Here is a 21,391-nt window from a genome sequence, read left to right as displayed (position 1 = left end):
TCATCGATTTACGGAATGCAGCGCAAAGACTGCCGGTATTTTGGGTGATTTGAGTTGAGATAATGCGTTCATAAGGCGCAAAAGGACCGGGTTAGTATGAACACGCTTTTCAAGCGTCCGATTTCAAAAGCGACTGCAGCTGTTGTGGCTGCGGCTTCGTTGATTGCAGCGGCTCCGGCTGCAGCGAACACGGCAAATACGGCCAACACCTCTACCGCGACAGCGGATATCACCCAGCCAATTGAAGAAGCGAAAGCTGAAAGTCTGAATACAGGCGATCCGCGGTTCCGCCAGCTGTTCGCGAGCTGGACAGCGCTTGACGAAAAAGGCCCGGGCGCTCCTGTTACACAGCAACCAGTCGTTTCGGTTCCGTCGCGCAGCCCGCTTTCCAATTCGACGCTTACGAGCGGATACGGAATGCGCAATCACCCGGTTCTTCGCCGCCGCGCACGTCACAAGGGCGTCGATCTGGCCGCGCCGACTGGCACACCGATTTACGCTACCGCTGATGGCATCATTGAGCGCGCCGACTGGTTCTCCAGCTACGGTCTTTACATCAGCATCGATCACGGTTCCGATCTCGAAACCCGTTATGCGCACATGTCACGCTTGGCTGTTGCCGCTGGTGATACGGTTCGCAAAGGCGATGTGATTGGCTATGTCGGCTCTACCGGTCGGTCAACTGGTCCACATCTTCATTATGAAGTCCGTGTCGACGGGGTTGCAGTCAACCCGATTCCCTATATGCTAGAAACCGAAACGCAGGTCGCAGCCTCTAATCAGGCGACGCTGACCGGTCGCGGCGGCAAGTAAGCCGCATTCGGAATAACCCGCTCAAAAGCGGGTCGGACATTGGAGAGGATGTCCGAGTATAGGCGGCGGGTTTACCCGCCGCCTTTTTTTGCGCCATCGATTGGCTGGCGCGACTTCCGATTTCGCTTGAGTGCGGCTCTTCCGCCGTTAGGTTTCATTTAGAGAGTGAATCGCGCGCGCCTCTATGAGGCCGCGCTAGGGAGAGAAAATTCATGAGCCTGCACCCCATTACGCACGCCCAAAATCGGCCAGATCATCCTGCGGTGATCATGGCGGGTAGCGGGAAGCAAATGACTTTTGCTGAGCTTGATGCCGCATCAAACCGCTTTGCTCAATTGCTGCGCACGCGCGGCTTGGGCGCTAATGATGCGTTTGCAGTGCTGCTCGAGAACAGGATTGAGTTTTTTACTTTGGTCTGGGGATCTCAGCGTGCTGGCACGATGCTGGTACCGATCTCGACCCGTCTGACCGCACCTGAAATCTCGTACATCCTGAAGGATGCCGAGGCGAAGTTCTTGATCACTTCGACTGCCTTCGATGACGTGCTGGACGATATTCGGACCGAATGTCCGAATATCCCGATGCTGGTCATGGATTCTGGCGATGCAGATGATTTTCAATCGCTGCTGGATGCGCAAAGCTGCAAACCGATTGACGATCAAAGCGCCGGCCTAGTCATGTTGTATTCGTCCGGCACTACGGGGCGCCCGAAAGGAATCCGGCCCGCACCCCCGGAGGATCCCGACCCCTTGGCTCCAAACCCGCTGATGGGGCTTGCAATGATGGGTGCCGGCATGCCTGCCGATGGATCGATGGTCTACCTATCGCCCGCGCCGCTCTATCATGCGGCTCCGATTGGCTGGGCATCGACCGCGCACCGTTTGGGCGGAACAGTGGTTGTCATGGAAAAGTTCGAACCGGAAGCCGCGCTTCAAGCGATCCAGGACTACAAGGTCACCGATAGTCAGTGGGTACCGACCCATTTCGTGCGTTTCCTCAAACTCGATCCGGCGATCCGCACCAAATATGATCTGTCCAGTCATCAACGCGCCTTGCACGCCGCGGCACCGTGCCCTGTTCCGATCAAACAGGAAATGATCGAGTGGTGGGGCCCAATCGTGAACGAATACTACGCTGGCAGCGAAGGTATCGGCATGACACTGGTCAAGTCGGAGGATTGGCTGACCCATCCCGGCACGGTGGGCAAGGCGATCTACGGCACACTGCATGTGTGCGGCCCTGACGGCGAAGATGTACCCGCTGGTCAAGACGGGCTGATCTATTTCGAAAACGCGCTTCTGCCGACATACCATAATGATCCTGAAAAGACGCGCGAGGCAACCCATCCTAAAGGCTGGATGACACTCGGCGATATCGGCCATGTCGACGAAGACGGGTTCTTGTTCCTGACCGACCGAAAGAGCCACATGATCATTTCAGGCGGGGTGAACATCTACCCACAGGAAATCGAGAACCTGCTCGTAACCCATGACAAGGTCATGGACGCCGCCGTGATCGGTGCGTCTTGCCCTGATCTGGGTGAGAAGGTCGTCGCCGTGGTTCAGCCGCTGGATATGGCCGATGCAGGAGACGCATTCGAAGAGGAACTGCGCGATTTCCTCGCCCCACAATTGGCGAGGATCAAGATGCCGAAACTGTTCGATTTCCGCCCTGACCTGCCGCGCGAGGCAAACGGCAAGCTGTATAAGCGCGAGCTTCGCGACGAATACGAAGCAAAGGCAGCAAGCTGATGGCCAGCGCTCCGACGCTTGATGCGGTCAACGGCCGCGCAATCATAGATCCCGCCAGTTACGCAGATTGGGACAATTTGCTCGACCGCTTCGATGCAATCCGTGCCCAGTCGCCGGTCGTCCGTGTCGAAGGCGTAGACGATGTCCACCGCCCGTTCTGGCTGGTCACCGGATATGACGAAGTGATGCAGGTCTCCAAAGACAATGCGACCTATCTCAACAATCCGCAGACGGTGGTTTTCTCGCTGAATGAAGGCATCGCCTTTGCCAAGGCCATGACCGGTGGCAGCGAGCATATGGTCGCCAGCCTCGTCACTTTCGATGCGCCGATCCATATGAAATATCGCAAGCTGACCCAGGAATGGTTCATGCCAAAGAACCTTCGCGGCATTGAGGGCGAAATTCGCGCCATTGCGGAACGCACGGTCGAGAGGATGCTGGCAGCCGGGCCGGACATTGACTTTGTGAAGCAAGTCTCCGGCCCGTATCCCTTGCACGTTGTCATGCAGATTCTGGGCGTGCCCGAAGAAGACGAGCCGCGCATGATGATGCTGACACAGCAGATGTTCGGCGGGCAAGACGAAGATTTGAACCAGTCTGGCATGGCGGCAATGACGCCGGAGCAGATCACGCAGCTTGTCGCGGGTGCGGTAAAGGATTTTGAGGCGTATTTTGCAGGCATTACCGCCGAAAAGCGTGCCAATCCCACATCAGATGTCGCCAGCACCATTGCCAATTCCTTGGTTGATGGAGAGCCTCTGAATGACCGGGATATGATGGGTTATTACATCATTCTCGCCGCGGCAGGGCATGACACCACTTCCGCCTCCACGGCAGGGGCGATGATGGCTTTGTCGCATGATCCCGAGCAATTCGCACGGGTCAAAGCGGACCGTTCATTGCTGGCGGGTATTGTCGAAGAAGCGATCCGCTGGACCTCGCCGGTGCAGCACTTCATGCGGACTGTGGCGGAGGATACGCAGCTAGGCGGGCAGGAGCTGAAAAAGGGCGACTGGCTGATGATCAATTATGTCGCAGCCAATCATGATCCCGCGCAGTTCGACGATCCGCGCCGGTTCGATGCGGCGCGTTCGCCCAACCGTCACCTCGCCTTCGGAGCAGGCGCGCATCAGTGCCTTGGCTTGCACCTGGCGCGTATGGAAATGCGGATCTTGTTTGAGGTTTTGCTGGATCGGATCGAAGCGGTTGAACCTGCGGGCGAAGCGCGCCGTGCAACCAGCACTTTCGTGGGCGGATTGAAATCGCTTCCCCTGCGAATAACGCCAGCATAAGCTCTGGATATGGGGACGATTCGCAACAATTCAAGCAGTATTGAATAACAATCGTTCGTCATACGTATTTATCGAACTCAAAGTTCGATTTTTCTATTATTTTTGCGAAACATGTGTTAATGCTCGGTTCATGGGAAAAATCAGGAAACAGATCGTTGCAATGTTTGCAGCGCGGTTTGTTGCGGGTGAAATCCAATGATCCTGCTTGAACCGCACAACCTGCCTTTTGCAGCTTCGCTCATCGCGTTGTTTATCATCGCAGCGTTGCAAATCATCGGCGTGGGTGACCTTTTCGAAGGCGCTGACGATATCGAGATTGAGATAGACGCAGATGTTGCTGACGGGCTCGAAGCCAGTGGCTTTCTGGATGGCGTGTCTAGCGTGCTCGGCCTTGGCCGCGTACCTTTCTTGGTGTGGCTGTCCAGCCTGTTGTTCGTATTCACCGTCACAGGTGTTTTCGGGCAGTGGATCATTTCGAGCCTAGCCGGTTCGCCTTTGTCCGCAGGTCTCGCCGGCTTGCTGGCTGGCGGTGCTTCGCTGCCGCTGAATGGCTTGGCCGTGAGGCCAATCGAGAAAGTGCTTCCCAAAGACGAGACGACGGCGGTGGGTTTGGAAAGCCTCGTCAGGCGCGACGCGGTGATTCAGACGGGCACAGCCCGCGAGGCATCACCAGCCCGCGCGAAAGTCAAAGATGCTTTCGGGCATCCCCACTTTGTCATGGTCGAACCGCATGATCCGCAAGCGGAACTGACCGAGGGTGAGACAGTGCTTCTGGTGCGCCGCGAAGGAGAAATTTTCTTCGGCGTGCGCTACGAAAGCCCGTTGCTACAGCCCTGAACTGTTTGAATTATTGGAGGGAACATGGATCTTTTAACACTTGCAATGCTGGTTGGCGGCGGGATCGCGCTGATCATCATCATCTTCATTTTCATGACGACGCTGTATCGCCGCGCGTCCAAAGAGACTGCCTTTGTGCGGACCGGTTTTGGCGGTGAAAAAGTCGTCATGAATGGCGGCGCCATGGTTTTCCCGGTTTTTCACGAAACGATGCCGGTCAATATGAACACCCTCGTGTTGGCAGTGGTCCGCAGGGACGGAGAGGCGCTGATTACGCTCGACCGTTTGCGGATCGACGTGAAGGCCGAATTCTACGTTCGCGTTCGCCCGGACGCAGGGGCCATTGCGATGGCCGCGCAAACGCTGGGTCAGCGCACGATGCAGCCGGAAATGCTTAAAGACCTCGTCGAAGGTAAATTCGTTGACGCGCTGCGCTCTGTTGCGGCGGGTATGAGCATGAACGAGCTGCATGAGCAACGCGCAGACTTTGTGCAAAAAGTGCAGCAAGTGTCTTCGAACGACCTTGCGATGAACGGTCTCGAACTGGAATCGGTCTCGCTCACTGGACTCGACCAAACGAGCATCGAGCACTTCAACGCCAATAACGCGTTTGACGCCGAAGGTCTTACCAAGCTGACTGAACAAATCGAAGCGCGCAAGAAACTGCGTAACGATATCGAGCAGGACACTCGCGTAGAGATGGAGACGAAGAACCTCGAAGCGGATCAGCGATCCTTCGAAATCGGGCGTGACACTGAATACGCACGCCTAGGCCAAGAGCGCGAAGTGGAAATCCGCCGCGCGTCGCAAACATCGGAAATCGCCCGTGAGCAAGCCGAGCGTCAGCGTGAAGCCGATGCCGCGCGGATCGAAGCGAAGAAGCAGGTCGATGCACAACAGATTGAGGCAGACCGTCTCGTCGAAGAAGCTCGTATCGACCAGAAGCGTGCTCTCGAAATCGCCCGTCAGGAACAGCAAATTGCGGTTCAGAACAAGTCGCGTGAGGAAAGCCAGGCCAAGGCCGAAGCCGACGCGGCCCGTGCGAAAGCGGTTACTGCCGAAGAGCAAGTTGTCACTTCACGTGAAAGCGAGATCGCCGAGCGTCAGAAGAAGATCGAACTGATCGAAGCTGCGAAGCAGGCGGAGCGTGATGCAATCGGCATCAAGGTTGAAGCCGAAGCGGAGAAAGACGCTGCGACCAACCGCGCCGAGGCAGCGCGCCTCGAGGCTAAGGGTGAAGCCGACGCCGAAATCCTGCGGGCCGAAGCCGACCGTGTGCGCTTTGAAGTCGAAGCCGCTGGTCAGGAAGCCATCAACGAGGCGGCGAATATCCTTTCGATGGATCAGATCAGCCTGCAGACAAAGCTTGCCCTGCTGAAGGTGCTGCCTGAGGTTATCCGTGAAAGCGCCAAGCCGATGGAAGCAATCGACTCGATCAAGATCGTTCAGGTCGACGGGCTTACCAATGGCGGTGGATCGTCGGGCGGCGGATCAACCGGAGGTGCCGGAGGCGGCTCGGGAAACCTGGCAACTGACGCCGTATCAGCGGCCCTCGCTTACCGTGCGCAGGCGCCAGTGCTGGACGGGCTGATGAAAGAGCTTGGCCTTAACGGCTCCTCGCTCAGCACTCTGGTCGAAGCCGCAGCGGAAGATCCGGAATCGGACGCAGCGAAGGCACTTTCTAGCTTGAGCCCGGACATCGACTTTGACGATGCAGGTGCTGGCGAAGAAGAAGCGCCGAGCGACGAAGCCGCCGAGTAAGCGCGCTTATCCAAAACAAAGCCCCGGGGTCGCATCACGCTTCCCCGGGGCTTTTGTTTGTGCGTGCAGCGCGAGCTTACTTGAGCAAACGCTCGGCCATTGCGCGTACATCCGAGCCCATGTCTTCACGCTGCAACGCTAAGGCTAGGGTCGCTTCGACAAATCCCAATTTGCTGCCGCAATCATAACGGTTTCCGTCAAATGTCACGGCGTGGAAGGCCTGATCGCCGATCATCTTGGCCATCGCATCGGTTAGCTGAATTTCCCCGCCTGCGCCTTTGCCCTGCGTTTCAAGAGTGCGCATCACTTCGGGTTGAAGGATGTAGCGACCCGACACGATCTTGTTCGACGGAGCCTCTGCCACGGGCGGCTTTTCAACTAGCCCGGTCACTTCGGTCAGCGCACCGTTCTCCGCGCCTGGCTTGATGACGCCGTAGCTGGAAACTTCCTCCATCGGAACTTCGAGCACGCTGATCAAATTGCCGCCGACTTGATTGTAGGCCTCGACCATCTGCCTCATGCAGCCTGTGCCGCCTTTTTTGCCGATCATCAATTCATCGGGGAGGAAGATCGCGAACGGTTCATCGCCAACAATCGCCCGTGCACACCAGATCGCGTGCCCCAGGCCCATCGGCACTTGCTGACGCACGGTGATGATGTCTCCCGGCGTTGCACGGGTCGCATCCAGCACGGTCATATCCTTGCCGCGCTCGCTCATCGTGTCTTCAAGCTCGTAAGCCACATCGAAATGTTCGACGATGGCCGTCTTGCCGCGGCCCGTAACAAAGATCATCTGCTCGATCCCCGCCTCGCGCGCTTCATCGACCGCATATTGAATCAATGGGCGGTCAACGATGGGAAGCAGTTCCTTTGGGATCGCCTTGGTCGCGGGGAGGAAACGAGTGCCAAGGCCCGCGACGGGAAAAACGGCCTTCTTGATTGGTTTTGGATTGGTCATGTCGATCCGATTACTGGTTTGCTTAAGCCTCCGTCAACCGGCGCATCCTCATTGCATTTTTATTATGCCGCTCGTTTGTCAGCCGGAGCATTTGCGCGGGCTGTCAAAAACTCTAAAGGAATGCGCCATGGACAAACTACTCATTCGTGGCGGCAACCGCCTTTCCGGCACCATTCCTATCTCGGGCGCAAAAAATGCCGCCCTGACTCTGATCCCATGCGCGATCCTGACAGAGGAACCGCTGACGCTGCGCAACCTGCCGCGATTGGCGGATATTGACGGGTTCCAGCACCTGATGAATCAGTTCGGGATCACGACCGCGATCCAGGGAACACGTCCGGAAGATTTCGGCCGGGTCATGACGCTTGAAGGCACGCGGATCACCTCGACCGTCGCACCTTATGATCTGGTGCGCAAAATGCGTGCTTCGATCCTAGTGCTTGGCCCGATGCTGGGCCGGATGGGCGAAGCGACCGTATCGATGCCGGGCGGCTGTGCCATCGGCAACCGTCCGATTGACCTGCACTTGAAGGCTCTCGAAGCATTCGGCGCTGAGATTGAACTGACCCAAGGTTATGTCAAAGCCATTGCGCCTGATGGCGGCCTGCCGGGCGGCGATTTCGATTTCTCGGTCGTGTCAGTCGGAGCAACAGAGAACGCGCTGATGGCGGCGGTGCTGGCCAATGGTACAAGCCGGCTTTTCAACGCTGCTCGCGAACCAGAGATTGTCGACCTTTGTAATTTGCTGGTCGCGATGGGCGCCGAGATTGAAGGGATCGGATCATCCGATCTGACCATCCACGGTGTCAAACGATTGAACGGCGCGACCTATAAAGTCATGCCCGACCGTATCGAAGCCGGCTCTTACGCTTGCGCAGCGGCGATCACGGGCGGCGATGTACGGCTCGAAGGGGCGAGCGCGCATGATATGGCCTCCACGCTTACTGCCCTTCGCGCCATTGGCTTGGACGTGGAGGAAGACGCCAAAGGTGTCCGAGTGGCGGCCAACAGTCCGCTCAAACCGACCGACCTGACAACCGCTCCATTCCCCGGCCTGGCCACCGATATGCAGGCCCAATTGATGAGCCTGCTGTGCAAGGCGGAAGGCACCAGCGTGCTCAAGGAAACGATCTTTGAAAACCGTTTCATGCACGTGCCCGAATTGGCACGGATGGGCGCGGATATCGCGACCGAAGGCCGCACCGCGATCGTTAAAGGCCCGGTCGATCTGACAGGCGCCGAAGTCATGGCGACCGATCTGCGCGCTTCGATGAGCCTGATTATCGCCGCCCTTGCATCCGAAGGCGAAACAACCGTGCGCCGCATCTATCATCTGGATCGCGGTTACGAACGGCTTGAGGAAAAACTGCAACTGGTTGGCGCTGATATAGAGCGCGTCGGCGACGATTGATGCTGCGGCAGGCGGCGACCATCTGTGTTGCAGCTTTGCTTGTCGGCGGCTTTGCTCCTGAACAAGAAAGCGAAGTCATACTCGATGTGATTTCCAGCCCGATTGAGGCGGATGAGACCCATACCCCTTACCTGTATAAGCGACCCAAAGAGGATGAACGTTTCCCCGGGTCGGGCGTGGTTGAGCAAGAATGGTCGATGTTGGGGCGCGAGGATCACAGCGCCGAAACTAGCGGCGAATACAGCCCCGATGCATGTGCGGCCATCGCCGCTCCGGCAATCGGTGCAGAGGCGGTGATTGACCGGATTGTGAAGGCTGCGATGTCTCACCGGGTTGTCATCATCAATGAAAGCCACAAGGCGACCCAGCATCGCGACTTTTCACGCAAAGTGATTGCGGCGCTCAGGCCGCACGGCTTCGGCGTGTTGGCGGCGGAAACTTTTGCGAACAAAGCCGATAGTCCCGATCCGGTCGCTCTCTATGCGGGCGTCTCCCACATTGATTATCGCCTTGGCTGGTACAGCAGGGAGCCAGTCTTTGGTGAGATGTTGCGAGAGGCCAAGCGGCTCGGTTTTCGGTTTGCCGCCTACGAGCAGGTTTACGATCCAAACGCGGACCGGACGGATGTACAGCTTTCGATTGCGCGGCGCGAGCAGGCCCAGGCCGAAAACCTCGTGGCAATCATCGCTGAAATGGGCGCTGAAGAAAAATTGATTGTGCATGTGGGGTATTCACACGCCCGTGAGTTCATCACGCAAAATGAGGATGGGTCTGAAAGCGCGTGGATGGCAGCTCGCCTCAAACGCATGACGGGGATTGACCCACTAACGATCTCGCAGACCCATTGCCGGGGAAGCGGCGACGCCGTGCAATTGTCAAAGGCTCCCGCGACTATCGAAGGATGGTTTGACTATATCGTCGACCATCCGGTTCCTTCATTCAGGGACGGCAAACCGGAATGGCGTTTTGGCGACGGGCGAGTTGAAATTTCCAGTCCGGATGAGCTGGCGCCTACAAACGGACCATTCGTGATCGAAGCTTTTCATGCAGGCGATCCATTTAATGCTGTTCCTGCCGACCGGATTTGGGTGGACCCGGGCGAGAGTGTCAAACTCGCGCTGAGGCCTGGCCGTTACACCGTCAGGGCTGTTCGCCCGGCCTCTGAACAAGGGCCTGGCTTACCAGCCACACCCGAATAGCGCTGGCCAATCCGGGCGGGGTTTCGGCCCGGATGCGCTCGGCATCGACGCGGGCGACAATGGCATTGATCGGGACGTTTTCGGCTTGCGCTACATCTCGCAACATTTCCCAGAATAACGGTTCAAGAGAAATGCTGGTCTTGTGACCAGCGATCTCGATCGAGCGTTTGACTGGGGGATGATAGAGCGGTGTCGTTGTCATGCGGGCGTGTTACCAGATGTAGGACACGCATGACATATCGGGCGGGTTGTCATGTGTGCCCTACAGAGTAAATTCATGATTTCATTGGAAAACCAAGTGTAGGGCACGGGTGACACATGTCCAACTTTTCGGCGGATCGACGATTTCAAAGAACCGGATCATCCGTAGCGGTCTGCATCGATGTAGGAAAACTTGGCGGCCCGAGGGTTCGCCTATTTATAGTGTTCGCGCCGATCCGAAAAATCGCGCACGCGCTTGCGCCAGGTGCGGTAGCTGGATGGTTTGATGTTCTCGCGCATCAGCACTTTGACCTGCTTTTCCGCCAAACCAAATTGCGCCTCAATCTCGGCAAAGGCGATATGATCGCTCAGCGCCATTTCAATGACCGCGCTGATTTCTGCTTCGCTGAGTTCCGGTGACGACATATCCCTAGAAACTAGGGAGCCACCGGATTGGTTCCGATTGCTTAGGCTGCGCGCGCTTTTCCAAAGCTTGAGGTCAGCGGCGTCTGGAACGGCGCGTCAAGCGGCTGCAGCGCGAGCGCCGCGTTGGACAATTCTTCGATGGAAAGCGGATGCTGGAATTTCATTCCGAACCGGTCTCCGTCTTTCCAGAGAATCTCACCAAGGCATTGCGGGCCATCTGCAATCGCGACGCTGACCAAGCGGTTTAGTTGATGCGCGGCGGTGCTTTCAAATTGTGCGCCTCCGCGTGACAGATTGATCAGCTGAACATGGCTGCTCTCGTTGCCATCCACGATTTGAGCCGGCGCTGAAATTTTCAAACGGATCGGGCGCGCTTCGAACGTTCCGGTTCCCACAGCGAAATCATCAAGCTGAACTTCACCCGCGAAACGGTATCCAGCGCGGCGTTTGCCAGTCCACACCCGTTCGATCGGGAATGTCAGCCCATTTTCAAGCTGCAAGAGCAAGCGCGGTTCAGGAGGTGCCGCGTGAAGAAACCCCAAGGCGATATCAATCGTGGAACAGGCCTCCATCAGGCAAAGATATTCGCCGGAATGGCTAACGATTTTGGCAGGGCGGTTGCAGAGATCGACACGCTCAGGATCGGCGCGGCGAACCGTGCGACGTCCCATTTCGGACGGTGATAGTCTTTGCATTTCGGCCATCAAAACTTCCCCACCAATTTTATGGATAAGGCAAGTTAACCAGATATGCTTAACGAATGACTAAATTGCGGGAGCTGCCAGCAAGGTGCTCAATACATATGTTGGCCGCCATTTATGCTCATGGTGGAGCCGGTGACGAAACCGGCTTCTTCGGAACATAGGAAACTCACCCCGCGCGCGATCTCGCCTGCCTGTCCCAAACGCCCGACCGGGATTTTCGCGACGATTTTATCAAGCACACCTTGCGGAACGGCGGCGACCATATCTGTGTCGATATAGCCGGGCGCAATAGCGTTCACGGTGATGTTGGCGCGTGCGCCTTCCTGCGCGAGCGCTTTGGTGAAGCCGTGTATGCCCGATTTGGCTGCTGCATAATTCACTTGGCCATATTGGCCCGCCTGCCCGTTGATAGAGCCGATATTGACGATCCGGCCCCATCCGCGCTCCCGCATGCCGGGAAAACAGGCTTTCGACATATTGAAGCACCCACCCAAATTGATGCGCATGACCTCATGCCAATCGTCATAGCTCATCTTGTGCAGCGTCCCGTCGCGGGTAATCCCGGCATTGTTGACGACCGCTTCGACCGGGCCGACTTCCGCGGCGATTTGTTCACATCCGGCCAGGGTGGCTTCGTGATCGCCGACATCGAATTTGTATGTCGCCACACCCGTTTCTTCGGAGAATTGCTGCGCGGCGGCATCATTGCCGCCGTAATTGGCGACAACATTGAACCCGTCCGATTTCAATTGTTCGCAAATCGCGCGCCCGATCCCACGCGTTCCTCCGGTGACTACGGCTACACGGTTCATCGTTTGTCCTTTCGAATAGTGATTTCAAAAGCAAACCTAGACCTGACGTTACGGAAGGCAAAGAAAAACCCCGCCGAAGCGAGGTCTTGCATACGAATGTCTCGTGGTGAGTGCCTTCCGGTCTCCCGATCAGAATTTGATCTGGGTCCCGACATAGACCGCCTGACTGTCCTGAACCGAATTGGTCAGCGGATCGAGGCGCTCGCGTTCTTGCGAGTAACGGACACCTGCGGTCACATCGAGGTTTGGCGAAAGGCTGAAGCTGCCGCCCACATCGACGGTTTGCGAACCGAGCGAGTCGAGAGTGTTCGGTGAGCGACCAGCGATCGCTTCATCCTCAAGCTCGATCCGCGGTTGCAGACGGCTTGGCTTCTTAACAGCACGCGGCTGCGCGGGCTCAAATTCGGTCAAGTCCGGAACGGCGAGGTTCTGAACATTGCTGGGCAGTTCAACCTGCCGAGCAAAGCTTTGATAACCGCGCGCCGTGCCGAGATTGAAACGGCTGGACTGCAGCGAAGCGATTGTCTTGCCAGCGCCGGGAGCCGCTTCGATTGCGGAGCGCACAGACACGGCTTTCGCAGTATCGGCATCAATCCGCACTGCAACGGTCACAGTGTTGTTACTCAGAACCGGGTTTGATCCGGCAGGTGTAAAACGAATCCCTTGCGCACGGGCCTTATCAGCCACTCGAGCGGCGAGATCCGGATCAATTGAAGCCGGAGTGAAAATTCCAAAACCACTGTCATCGCCGGAAACGGTGGCTGGGCCAAAGCCGACAACCGCAAGTCCAGCCGAAGGCAGTGCGAGCATTAGAGCGCCGGCCACACCGAGCAATGGCAGCTTACGCTGCTTTCCTGCTCCAATGTTCAAACCGCGTGCCATGTCTTTCGACTGCCCCTGTCTTGTGATGATCCCCAAAGGTGGGAATCGGTCGCTGTTATTACCCTTATTCGCATCAGTTGCCTGAACGGTTACTGAGTCGACTCGGAATAACTCTTACAACACTGGGGAGACTGAATTATGGCACGCCCCTGCGCAATCTTTTCCACACTGCGAATTGCAGTTCCCCGTTAAACTGTTGCTCCCTGCACACAGATTCGCCCAGAGAATGCGGGCAATTCAGCGCCCCTTAAGGCCAAAGATGGCTTTCCAACGGTCAGAACTGATAACGGTTTGTGCAACAATCATCGCTGCACAAAGCTTGCCGCGCGCGGTGTGCGGGTTATAGAGCCGTTGAAGACAGACAAAGGGATTTGCCTCTAGTGACACGCGCCAAACTCGCATTTTCGAACACGACACGCATCGCACTCATGGCGGGTGCGCTCGCCACTCTGGCAGCATGTGGTGGCCGTGATCGCCCAACATCCGAACTGCAATCGGCGCAAATCAACACGATTGGCGTGAATGCGTTTCTGTGGCGCGCTGCGATTGAAACAGTCAGTTTTGCTCCGCTTGCCTCCGCAGACAGCGCAGGCGGTGTGATCGCGACTGACTGGTATGCGAACCCGAGCAACCCGAACGAGCGCGTGAAGCTGACCGTGACTATTCTTGATCAGGATCTGCGTGCAGACGCCCTTCGCGTCGCAGCGAGCCGTCAGGTATCGCAGAGCGGCCAATGGGTCGAAGCGCCTGTTCAGGCCGCGACTGTGCAGAAGCTCGAAGACATTATCCTGACGAAAGCGCGCGATCTGCGCCGCAAGGCTCTCGCTTCCTGATCCAATTCGCGTTAGCGGGTTTCACATGACTGATAATCGTTTCGATCCGTCTTCGGCCGACGGGCGCTGGCAGCGCGCGTGGGATGACGCGGGCACGTTCAACGCGGATTCCAATAGCCAAAAGCCCAAGAGCTACATCCTTGAGATGTTCCCCTATCCATCGGGGCGCATCCATATGGGGCATGTGCGCAATTACACGATGGGCGATGTGCTGGCGCGCTATAAGAAGATGCGCGGCTGCGAAGTGCTCCATCCGATGGGCTGGGACGCTTTCGGCATGCCCGCAGAAAATGCGGCGATGGAAAAGAAAGTCCATCCCGGCGCGTGGACCCGTTCGAATATCGAGGGGATGAAGGCGCAGCTGAAACGGATCGGCTTTGCGCTCGACTGGACGCGCGAGTTTGCGACCTGCGATCCCGAATATTACGGACACGAACAATCGCTTTTCATCGATATGTACGCCGCCGGCCTGGTGTACCGAAAATCATCCGAGGTGAACTGGGATCCGGTCGATATGACCGTGCTCGCCAATGAGCAGGTTATCGATGGCAAAGGTTGGCGCAGCGGCGCAGAGGTCGAAAAGCGTAAGTTGGACCAGTGGTTCCTCAAGATCACCGATTTTGCCGAGGGTCTGCTGACGGGGTTGGGCGAGCTCAAAGACTGGCCTGAAAAGGTCCGCCTGATGCAGGAAAACTGGATCGGCAAATCGTCCGGTCTGGAATTTTCCTTCGACCTGTCAAACGGCGAGAAACTGCCCGTCTACACTACGCGGCCCGATACGATTTTCGGCGCGAGTTTCTGCGCAATTGCAGCGGATCATCCGATTGCTCAAGCGGTCGCAGCGGAAAACGCCGAAGCCAAGGCCTTCATTGAAGAATGCAAGCGCGGCGGCACGACCGCGGCGGAACTGGAAACCGCCGAAAAACTCGGCTTTGACACCGGCATCACGGCCAAGCATCCGTTCACCGGCGCGGCCATGCCGGTCTTTATCGCGAACTTCGTGCTGATGGATTACGGCACCGGCGCGGTGATGGGCGTGCCGGGCCATGATCAGCGCGATTTCGAATTCGCGACCAAATACAAACAGCCCATCGCGCGCGTTGTCGCCAGCGATTTGAGCGCCGCCGATGCGCCTTTGGGCGACGAGGCGGAATCGGGTGACGGCGTAATCGTCAATTCCGACTTCCTCGACGGAATGAGCGTCGAGGATGCCAAGGCCGAAGTTATCAAACGCGCTGAAGCGGGCGGCTGGGGCGAAGGCACTACCGTTTGGCGGCTGCGCGATTGGGGCATTTCGCGCCAGCGTTATTGGGGCACCCCGATCCCGTTCATTCACTGCGATGCCTGCGGTGTGGTTCCTGTGCCAAAGGATCAGCTTCCGGTGACTTTGCCGGATGATGTGGACTTCGAAACGCCGGGCAACCCGCTGGAGCGGCACGCGACGTGGAAGCATGTCGATTGCCCCAAATGCGGCTGCAAAGCCGTGCGCGAGACCGATACGCTCGACACGTTTACAAACTCATCGTGGTATTTCCTACGCTTTGCCAGCCAGCCTGCGGACAAGCCGTTTGACGCGGGAGAGATCGCCAAATGGCTGCCGGTGCAGCACTATATTGGCGGCGTCGAACATGCGATCCTGCACTTGCTCTACGCCCGTTTCTGGACGCGCGCCTTGGCGCATATCGGCAAGCTCGATGTGAAAGAGCCGTTCGCCGCGCTCTTTACGCAGGGTATGGTGACGCACGAGACGTATAGCCTGGGCGATGGCAGCTGGCTTTCGCCTGATGAAGTCCGCAAGGACGGTCAGGATTGGGTCGCTATCGAAAACGGCGCTCCGGTTGAGGCTGGCCGCGTCGTTAAAATGTCGAAGTCGAAGAAGAACGTCGTCGATCCCGACAACATTATCGACGAATACGGTGCGGATGCGGTGCGCTGGTTCATGCTGTCCGACAGCCCGCCAGAGCGCGATTTGCCATGGTCCGCCAGCGGCATCGAAGGCTGCGCTCGCTTCGTTCAACGCCTTTGGCGTCTGTTCGACAGCTACGATGCGAACGCGACCGGCGAAGACAAGGCGCTTTCCCGCAAGGCTAACCAAGCCATCGTTGCGGTGGCCGATGACATCGAGGCGCTCGGTTTCAACAAAGCCGTTGCGCGCATTTACGAACTGACCGGAGCCGCTGAAAAAGCAGGCTCAAGCGAAGCCAAAAACTTTGCGATCCGCGCTGTGCTTCACCTCGTCAGCCCGATGATGCCGCACTTGGCGGAAGAAGCCTATGCCAAGCTCGGCCACGACACGTTGATTGCGGACGCGGCGTGGCCCGATCATGACCCAGCCATGTTGGTCGAGGACGAAGTGACGATTGCGATCCAGCATATGGGCAAGCTGCGCGATACGATCACCGCGCCCAAGGGAGCAGCCAAAGACGACCTCGAAGCGCTTGCACTCGCCAGCGAGAAGGTTCAGCGTTCAATCGATGGCGCGGATATTCGCAAGGTGATCGTGGTGCCCGATAGATTGGTGAACATCGTTACATGATACGCGGCGCACTTCTTTTGCTCGCCACTCTGGCCCTGTCCGCTTGCGGGCTTCAGCCGCTCTATAGCGGTGGCGGCAATGCAGGTGTGGCTCAGGGGCTGGCTGCGATTGATGTACCTGCCATTCCGGGGCGCGGCGGCTGGCTGGTTCGCAATGCCTTGAACGAACGGCTGGGCGCGGCGGGAAATGCTTCGCCAGCTTACCGGCTCGATGTACGGCTGGATGATGCGCTTGAAGCATTGGGCGTGCTCAATGATGATACGACCAGCCGCGAACGCCGCATTCTTAGGGCGCGCTATCAATTGGTTGACCTTGCGACCGGCGAAATCCTGCTGGACGCGACTGCCGGATCGGATGCCGGCATCGATGTGGTATCCAGCGAATATGCCACCATTGCCGCTGAACAGCGCGCTCTTGAGAACCTCGCCAAGGAAGTCGCCGACCGGATGACGACGCGCATCGCTTTGACTCTGAGAGAGCGGGCCAAAGAGGCGACTGCGCAGTGAGCCTGCGATGAAGGCTACACAGAAAGATTTTGCCCGCGGCCTTCCCCGCGGTGCCGACACCGCCAACCTTTTCTTTTTCTGTGGCCCTGATGAAGCGGGTGCTTCCGCTGCCGCTGCGAAGATTATCGAAGCCATGCCCGATGCCGGAGAGCGCGTCGATCTGGCTGGCGCCGATATCAAACGCGATCCGGCGATGCTGGGCGATGAAGCGCGCAGCGAAAGCCTGTTTGGTGACAAACGGCATATCCTTGTCCGCGCGAGCGGCGATGAGGCGCACGATGCGCTAAAAGCTCTGATCGAAACGAGCGATGCCGGTGCGGGCGATGCGGCTCCGGTCTTTGTGGTGGCCACTTCCGCCACGGATAAATCGCGCACGGCAAAGCTGCTGGAGAAGCGGCCCGATGCGCTGGTGGCGATGTTCTACCCGCCTGATCTGATGACAGTCGCGGCTTCCGTGCGCGGAATGGCGGATGCTGCGGGATTACGGCTCGGCGGAGACCTCGCTGAACGTATCGCGCGTGCAGCCGGCCTTGATGTCAGGCTCGCGCAGTCAGAAGTGACTAAACTTGCGCTCTACTGCGACGCCGATCCGCAATCGCCAAAGTCCGCTTCGGTCGATGATTACGGTGAGATCGGCGCGGCGACCGAAGAGGACGGGTTTCAGCCGGTTGTAAACGCAGTGATGGGCGGGGAGTTAAACCGGCTTTCTGACGAGGTGCGCCGCATGCGCGAGCTCGGCCTCAATCCCGTTGGCTTGCTGCTCGCGCTGGAACGGCGCGCTGCACAACTGGCGCAGATCACCGCGAAACTCGGCCCGCGCGGATCATTCGACAATCTTGGCAAAGGCGAAAAAGCGCAGCTCGGCATCTTCTGGAAAGAAGAGCGGGACATCCGCAATCAGCTTGCGCGGTGGCACCGGGGAAAGCTTGAGCGACTTATCCCGCGTTTAATCAACCTGCACCGTGCGCTGCTTTCCAACAGTCAGTCAGCCGAGCTTTTTCTGGCGCAAAACCTGGCGGAGATCGCCCGTTTCGCGACGAAGCGGTAAAATCCCCCGCCATTTGCCTGGCTCAATCAGACAAGAGCTATTGTTTCGTGTAAGACGGGCCTAAGGGATAACGCGTATATCGCGCGGATCTCAGGAAAAGCGTCGCATGAACAGAATTTCAGGCCCCCTGCTAGAGGCCAATCAGCCGGATAAGGTCGATCGCGTGATCGCTCCTTCGCTTGAGCGGCGTCGGCTGCGAGCTTATGTCATAATCCTGTTGGTCGATGCGGTTTTGATCAATCTCAGCTTTGCCATCGCCGCTCTTGCCTATGAGGGTATCTGGTGGGAGCCGCGCAGCATGCTGGCTGCGCAGACTTTGCTGCCGCTGTATTTCACGATTGCGATGTACAACTCGACCTACGGGCAAAAGGCTCTGGGCGACTGGGTCTTTGCGATGCGTCAGGCGCTTACAGCGTTGCTTGTCTCTGCTGCACTGCTGAATTTTGTGGGGTTTTACACTAAATCCAACGCCGAATTTTCGCGGGTTGCGGTTACGCTGGGCCTGATTGGTGCGGCTATCGCGATTGCCGCCTCGCGGCGTCTGATACCGCGCTTGATCGATAGGTTCTGGGGCGGAAAGACCCGCAACCGTTTGGTGATCATGGATGGCGGACCCGCCTTTTCGCTTCCCCAATCGCTGTCGGTTGAGGCGAAAGACTATGATCTGGATCCCACCGCACTTGATCCATTTATGCGGGAGCGGCTCGGAAAATTGCTGCGTTATCAGGACAGGGTTGTCGTCAGCTGTCCGGCAGAGCGGCGTCTGGCATGGGCGATCTTGCTGAAATCATCGGGTGTTTACGGAGAGATTGTGAGCGAGACGGCGCATGATCTGGGGGCTTTAGGTGTTCAGCAGTACAAGGATCAGGACGCGACATCCCTGCTGGTTTCTACCGGTCCGCTCGGGCTGCGCGGCCGGATTGCAAAGCGCGCATTCGATGTCATCGCAGCGTTCCTAGGCCTTATTGTGCTGTCGCCTTTGCTCGCGTTTATCGCCCTTAAGATCAAGCTGGAGGATGGCGGGCCGATCCTGTTTGTCCAACGCCGGATGGGGCGCGGGAACCAGTTCTTTAACATGCTGAAATTCCGATCGATGCGGACCGAGCAGCTTGACCACGAAGGCAATGTTTCCACCGCTCGCGATGATGCACGGATCACCAAAGTCGGAGCGTTTATTCGCCGCACAAGCATCGATGAACTGCCGCAATTGATCAATATCCTGCGCGGGGAAATGTCGATTGTGGGCCCGCGCCCGCACGCTATCAGTAGCCGGGCGAACAACAAGTATTTCTGGGAAGTTGATGGTCAATATTGGCAGCGCCATTCGCTTAAACCTGGCCTTACCGGCCTTGCTCAGGTGCGCGGTCATCGCGGCGCGACGGAGCAAGAGAAAGACCTGACCGACCGGTTGCAGTCCGACCTTGAATATATCGCGCGATGGTCAATCCAGCGCGATCTTCAGATTGTTTACCGGACGCTGTGGGTGCTGCGTCACCGCAACGCTTACTAGGCTTTACTCGTTTTCGTCCGAGCTTTGCGGAACGGAGAATGTGCCGGTTACGCGGCCACCGCTATTCCCGCTCGTATCGCTGCTGGACCCGCCGGAAGCCCGCCCGTCGACGGTCGAAATGCCGCTGCGCAAATCGATAACCAATCTTCCGCCATTGAGCGTGTCAGTGCCGCGCTTGAGGCTGACATTGCCTGCCATGGTGATGATTCTGCGGTTGAAGTCGTAGATCGCCACCCCGCCGCTCGCGCGTTCATTGCCGCGGGTCACAACCACACCGCCTGTTGCGGTGATGCGCTGAATATCGAGCGATCCGGTATCCGTGTAGTTGACCAGCATCCTGTCGGAACGGACCGTTAGGCCCGCTTGGGTCACGGTGACACCGCCAGACAGCGCAACGCGGTTTTGCCGGTCCTGCAATGCAATAGAGCCAGCGTTGTAGCTCACCGGCGCGTTGGTGTTGTGCGATGCGATCCCTTGAGCCTGAAGGCCGATCCCGCCAGCCACCGCCAGCGTCAGTGCAAAGCCGCCCGCCATCCAGCCAAGGGCGACTTTGCCCAGATGCGGTTTGCTCTGCATGTCCAGAGTGTTGGCGTGGTTCGTCATGGCATCCTCAACTGGCCAGGGATCATTCTAAGCTTGGCGTTGCCTTCAAGCGTGACAGTGCGCGCGTCAAGATCGGCGCTTAGTGAATTGGCTGAAAAGCTGCCGGCAGGAACTTGGCCTTCGACGCCGTCATCGCCAGAAATTGTACGGTTCTTCAGATTGATGGCGACGCCGCGCGCGCTCATAAAATACCCGTCCGCTGCGGTCAGTTCGACTGCACCATCAACGTCAACAATTTCGGTGTTCAAATCATAGCGACCGCCCGGCGCAGTTAATCGCGCGGGCCCGTCGCTAAGCAGTAATTGCGCGACGAGATCATCCATTCGGACCAGACCTTCGGCAGCGGACCGTTGAACAGCATCGCCTGCGGTTACGGAGAACGGGCGGCCATCATTGTCACGCCCGCGATACATCGCATTGTCCACGCTGAGCCGTTCGTCGATCACGGACACTTCATTCCGATCGAGCAGAAAGCTGACTTCGCCGCGCGGTGACAGGGGGGTGATGATCATCAGGGCGGCAACAATGCCGACACCTACTGGTAAAGCCCGGGCTAGAAAGCCGACCAATTTGTCATGCGATCCGCCGGGCGCGGCAAAGTGCTGTCGCTTGCTGCGCAGTTCCTTTGCTTCACTCGTTTCGATGCGGCGTTTCATGACCATGATGGTTCTTTATTCCGGCTCAAATTACGCGTGGCTGAAAATGTCGTGATCGGCCCAACCCGCAATGTCGAGCTGCGCGCGGGTGGGGAGGAAATCAAAGCATGCCTGCGCCATGTCCATGCGGCCTTCGCGTTCTAGACGGATAATCAACTCGTCCCGCATCCGGTGAAGGAATCGGACATCCGATGCCGCATAATCGCGCTGCGCTTCGTTAAGCACCGGCCCGCCCCAATCGCTGCTTTGTTGCTGCTTGGAAATACTCTCGCCCAGCAATTCATCGACGAGGTTCTTAAGCCCGTGGCGGTCGGTGTAAGTCCGCACCAGCTTGCTGGCGATTTTGGTGCAGAACACCGGGCCAGCCTCCACGCCGAGGTAGTATTGGATCGCGGCGAGATCGAAGCGCCCAAAATGATACAGCTTGGTCCGGTTTTGATCGGCGAGAATGCGGGTCAGATTAGGCGCTTCGTAATCGCTGCCCGGTGAAAAGCGCACAAGGTGCTCGTCGCTTGATCCATCGCTGATCTGGACAACGCACAGCCTGTCACGATGCGTGATCAGGCCCATCGTTTCCGTATCAACGGCGAGGTCCGATGTGCCCTCAAGCACACCATCGGGAAGGTCTTCTTCGTGGAAATGAACTGTCATA

The 21,391-nt window shown here is 57.7% G+C and carries 21 protein-coding genes; 12 read left to right on the top strand and 9 right to left on the bottom strand.

Annotated features, from left to right (window positions below; translation table 11 throughout):
* Window positions 1-96 precede the first annotated feature (96 nt).
* From MWU39_RS13195 to MWU39_RS13175, 5 genes are all read left to right on the top strand, one after another.
* Window positions 97-813, top strand: coding sequence for a M23 family metallopeptidase (locus MWU39_RS13195; protein ID WP_247160600.1), 717 nt, complete (start codon window positions 97-99; stop codon window positions 811-813).
* A 212-nt stretch (window positions 814-1,025) separates the two neighbouring features.
* Window positions 1,026-2,564, top strand: coding sequence for an acyl-CoA synthetase (locus tag MWU39_RS13190; RefSeq protein WP_247160599.1), 1,539 nt, complete (start codon window positions 1,026-1,028; stop codon window positions 2,562-2,564).
* Window positions 2,564-3,856 (top strand): cytochrome P450, encoded by a 1,293-nt coding sequence (locus MWU39_RS13185; RefSeq protein WP_247160597.1) that lies wholly within the window; start codon window positions 2,564-2,566, stop codon window positions 3,854-3,856. Before MWU39_RS13190 ends, MWU39_RS13185 begins: the two co-directional genes overlap by 1 nt.
* A 195-nt stretch (window positions 3,857-4,051) precedes the next feature.
* Window positions 4,052-4,693 (top strand): OB-fold-containig protein, encoded by a 642-nt coding sequence (locus MWU39_RS13180; RefSeq protein ID WP_247160595.1) that lies wholly within the window; start codon window positions 4,052-4,054, stop codon window positions 4,691-4,693.
* Between the two features lie 24 nt (window positions 4,694-4,717).
* Entirely contained in the window at window positions 4,718-6,454 is a 1,737-nt protein-coding gene (locus tag MWU39_RS13175) for a flotillin domain-containing protein (protein ID WP_247160593.1), read from the top strand.
* Window positions 6,455-6,530: 76 nt separating this feature from the next.
* Here the strand turns inward: MWU39_RS13175 and galU are convergent, their stop codons facing one another.
* Window positions 6,531-7,412 carry a UTP--glucose-1-phosphate uridylyltransferase GalU gene (gene galU / locus MWU39_RS13170; protein WP_247160592.1) on the bottom strand — a complete coding sequence of 294 codons (882 nt, stop codon included), beginning with the start codon at window positions 7,410-7,412 and terminating at the stop codon, window positions 6,531-6,533.
* 127 nt (window positions 7,413-7,539) lie between these two features.
* On the opposite strand from galU, the gene murA reads away from it, so the two are divergent.
* Both murA and MWU39_RS13160 read left to right on the top strand, forming a co-directional pair.
* Complete coding sequence (gene murA / locus MWU39_RS13165; protein WP_247160591.1) at window positions 7,540-8,823, top strand: UDP-N-acetylglucosamine 1-carboxyvinyltransferase; 1,284 nt, start codon at window positions 7,540-7,542, stop codon at window positions 8,821-8,823.
* On the top strand, window positions 8,823-10,022 hold the full coding sequence (locus MWU39_RS13160) for a hypothetical protein (protein WP_247160590.1): 1,200 nt from the start codon (window positions 8,823-8,825) through the stop codon (window positions 10,020-10,022). Before murA ends, MWU39_RS13160 begins: the two co-directional genes overlap by 1 nt.
* Here MWU39_RS13160 and MWU39_RS13155 read toward each other — a convergent pair.
* The 5 genes from MWU39_RS13155 to MWU39_RS13135 all read right to left on the bottom strand — a co-directional run bounded on the left by MWU39_RS13155 (window position 9,964) and on the right by MWU39_RS13135 (window position 13,047).
* A complete protein-coding gene (locus tag MWU39_RS13155; RefSeq protein ID WP_247160589.1) occupies window positions 9,964-10,224 on the bottom strand; it encodes a ribbon-helix-helix domain-containing protein in 261 nt (86 codons plus the stop codon). The two genes, MWU39_RS13160 and MWU39_RS13155, sit on opposite strands and share 59 nt — an antisense overlap.
* Before the next feature lie 212 nt (window positions 10,225-10,436).
* Window positions 10,437-10,649: a TIGR03643 family protein gene (locus MWU39_RS13150; RefSeq protein WP_247160588.1), complete on the bottom strand. Its 213-nt coding sequence runs from the start codon at window positions 10,647-10,649 to the stop codon at window positions 10,437-10,439.
* A gap of 41 nt (window positions 10,650-10,690) precedes the next feature.
* Window positions 10,691-11,353, bottom strand: coding sequence for a PilZ domain-containing protein (locus tag MWU39_RS13145; protein ID WP_247160587.1), 663 nt, complete (start codon window positions 11,351-11,353; stop codon window positions 10,691-10,693).
* An 89-nt stretch (window positions 11,354-11,442) separates the two neighbouring features.
* The gene (gene phbB / locus MWU39_RS13140; protein WP_247160586.1) at window positions 11,443-12,165 is read right to left on the bottom strand and encodes an acetoacetyl-CoA reductase; all 723 of its coding nucleotides are present in this window, start codon (window positions 12,163-12,165) and stop codon (window positions 11,443-11,445) included.
* A gap of 129 nt (window positions 12,166-12,294) precedes the next feature.
* The gene (locus MWU39_RS13135; protein WP_247160585.1) at window positions 12,295-13,047 is read right to left on the bottom strand and encodes a hypothetical protein; all 753 of its coding nucleotides are present in this window, start codon (window positions 13,045-13,047) and stop codon (window positions 12,295-12,297) included.
* Window positions 13,048-13,475: 428 nt separating this feature from the next.
* Here MWU39_RS13135 and MWU39_RS13130 point away from each other — a divergent pair, with 428 nt between their 5' ends.
* The 5 genes from MWU39_RS13130 (at window position 13,476) to MWU39_RS13110 (ending at window position 19,480) form a co-directional block, all read left to right on the top strand.
* Window positions 13,476-13,880: a DUF3576 domain-containing protein gene (locus tag MWU39_RS13130; protein WP_247161101.1), complete on the top strand. Its 405-nt coding sequence runs from the start codon at window positions 13,476-13,478 to the stop codon at window positions 13,878-13,880.
* Between the two features lie 25 nt (window positions 13,881-13,905).
* Window positions 13,906-16,416, top strand: a complete 2,511-nt coding sequence (gene leuS / locus MWU39_RS13125) for a leucine--tRNA ligase (protein WP_247160584.1) — start codon at window positions 13,906-13,908, stop codon at window positions 16,414-16,416.
* Window positions 16,413-16,922 (top strand): LPS assembly lipoprotein LptE, encoded by a 510-nt coding sequence (gene lptE, locus MWU39_RS13120; protein WP_247160583.1) that lies wholly within the window; start codon window positions 16,413-16,415, stop codon window positions 16,920-16,922. Before leuS ends, lptE begins: the two co-directional genes overlap by 4 nt.
* Window positions 16,923-16,929: 7 nt before the next feature.
* On the top strand, window positions 16,930-17,970 hold the full coding sequence (gene holA, locus MWU39_RS13115; RefSeq protein WP_247160582.1) for a DNA polymerase III subunit delta: 1,041 nt from the start codon (window positions 16,930-16,932) through the stop codon (window positions 17,968-17,970).
* A gap of 106 nt (window positions 17,971-18,076) precedes the next feature.
* Window positions 18,077-19,480 (top strand): sugar transferase, encoded by a 1,404-nt coding sequence (locus MWU39_RS13110; protein WP_247160581.1) that lies wholly within the window; start codon window positions 18,077-18,079, stop codon window positions 19,478-19,480.
* A gap of 3 nt (window positions 19,481-19,483) precedes the next feature.
* Here the strand turns inward: MWU39_RS13110 and MWU39_RS13105 are convergent, their stop codons facing one another.
* The 3 genes from MWU39_RS13105 to MWU39_RS13095 form a co-directional block, all read right to left on the bottom strand.
* The gene (locus tag MWU39_RS13105; RefSeq protein ID WP_247161100.1) at window positions 19,484-20,014 is read right to left on the bottom strand and encodes an LptA/OstA family protein; all 531 of its coding nucleotides are present in this window, start codon (window positions 20,012-20,014) and stop codon (window positions 19,484-19,486) included.
* A 65-nt stretch (window positions 20,015-20,079) separates the two neighbouring features.
* On the bottom strand, window positions 20,080-20,745 hold the full coding sequence (gene lptC, locus MWU39_RS13100; protein WP_247160580.1) for an LPS export ABC transporter periplasmic protein LptC: 666 nt from the start codon (window positions 20,743-20,745) through the stop codon (window positions 20,080-20,082).
* A gap of 24 nt (window positions 20,746-20,769) precedes the next feature.
* Complete coding sequence (locus tag MWU39_RS13095; RefSeq protein WP_247160579.1) at window positions 20,770-21,390, bottom strand: ribonuclease D; 621 nt, start codon at window positions 21,388-21,390, stop codon at window positions 20,770-20,772.
* Window position 21,391: the final 1 nt, after the last annotated feature.

This window comes from Erythrobacter sp. F6033 (assembly GCF_023016005.1).
Classification (GTDB): domain Bacteria; phylum Pseudomonadota; class Alphaproteobacteria; order Sphingomonadales; family Sphingomonadaceae; genus Erythrobacter.
This window is presented reverse-complemented; position numbering and strand designations above follow the sequence as displayed.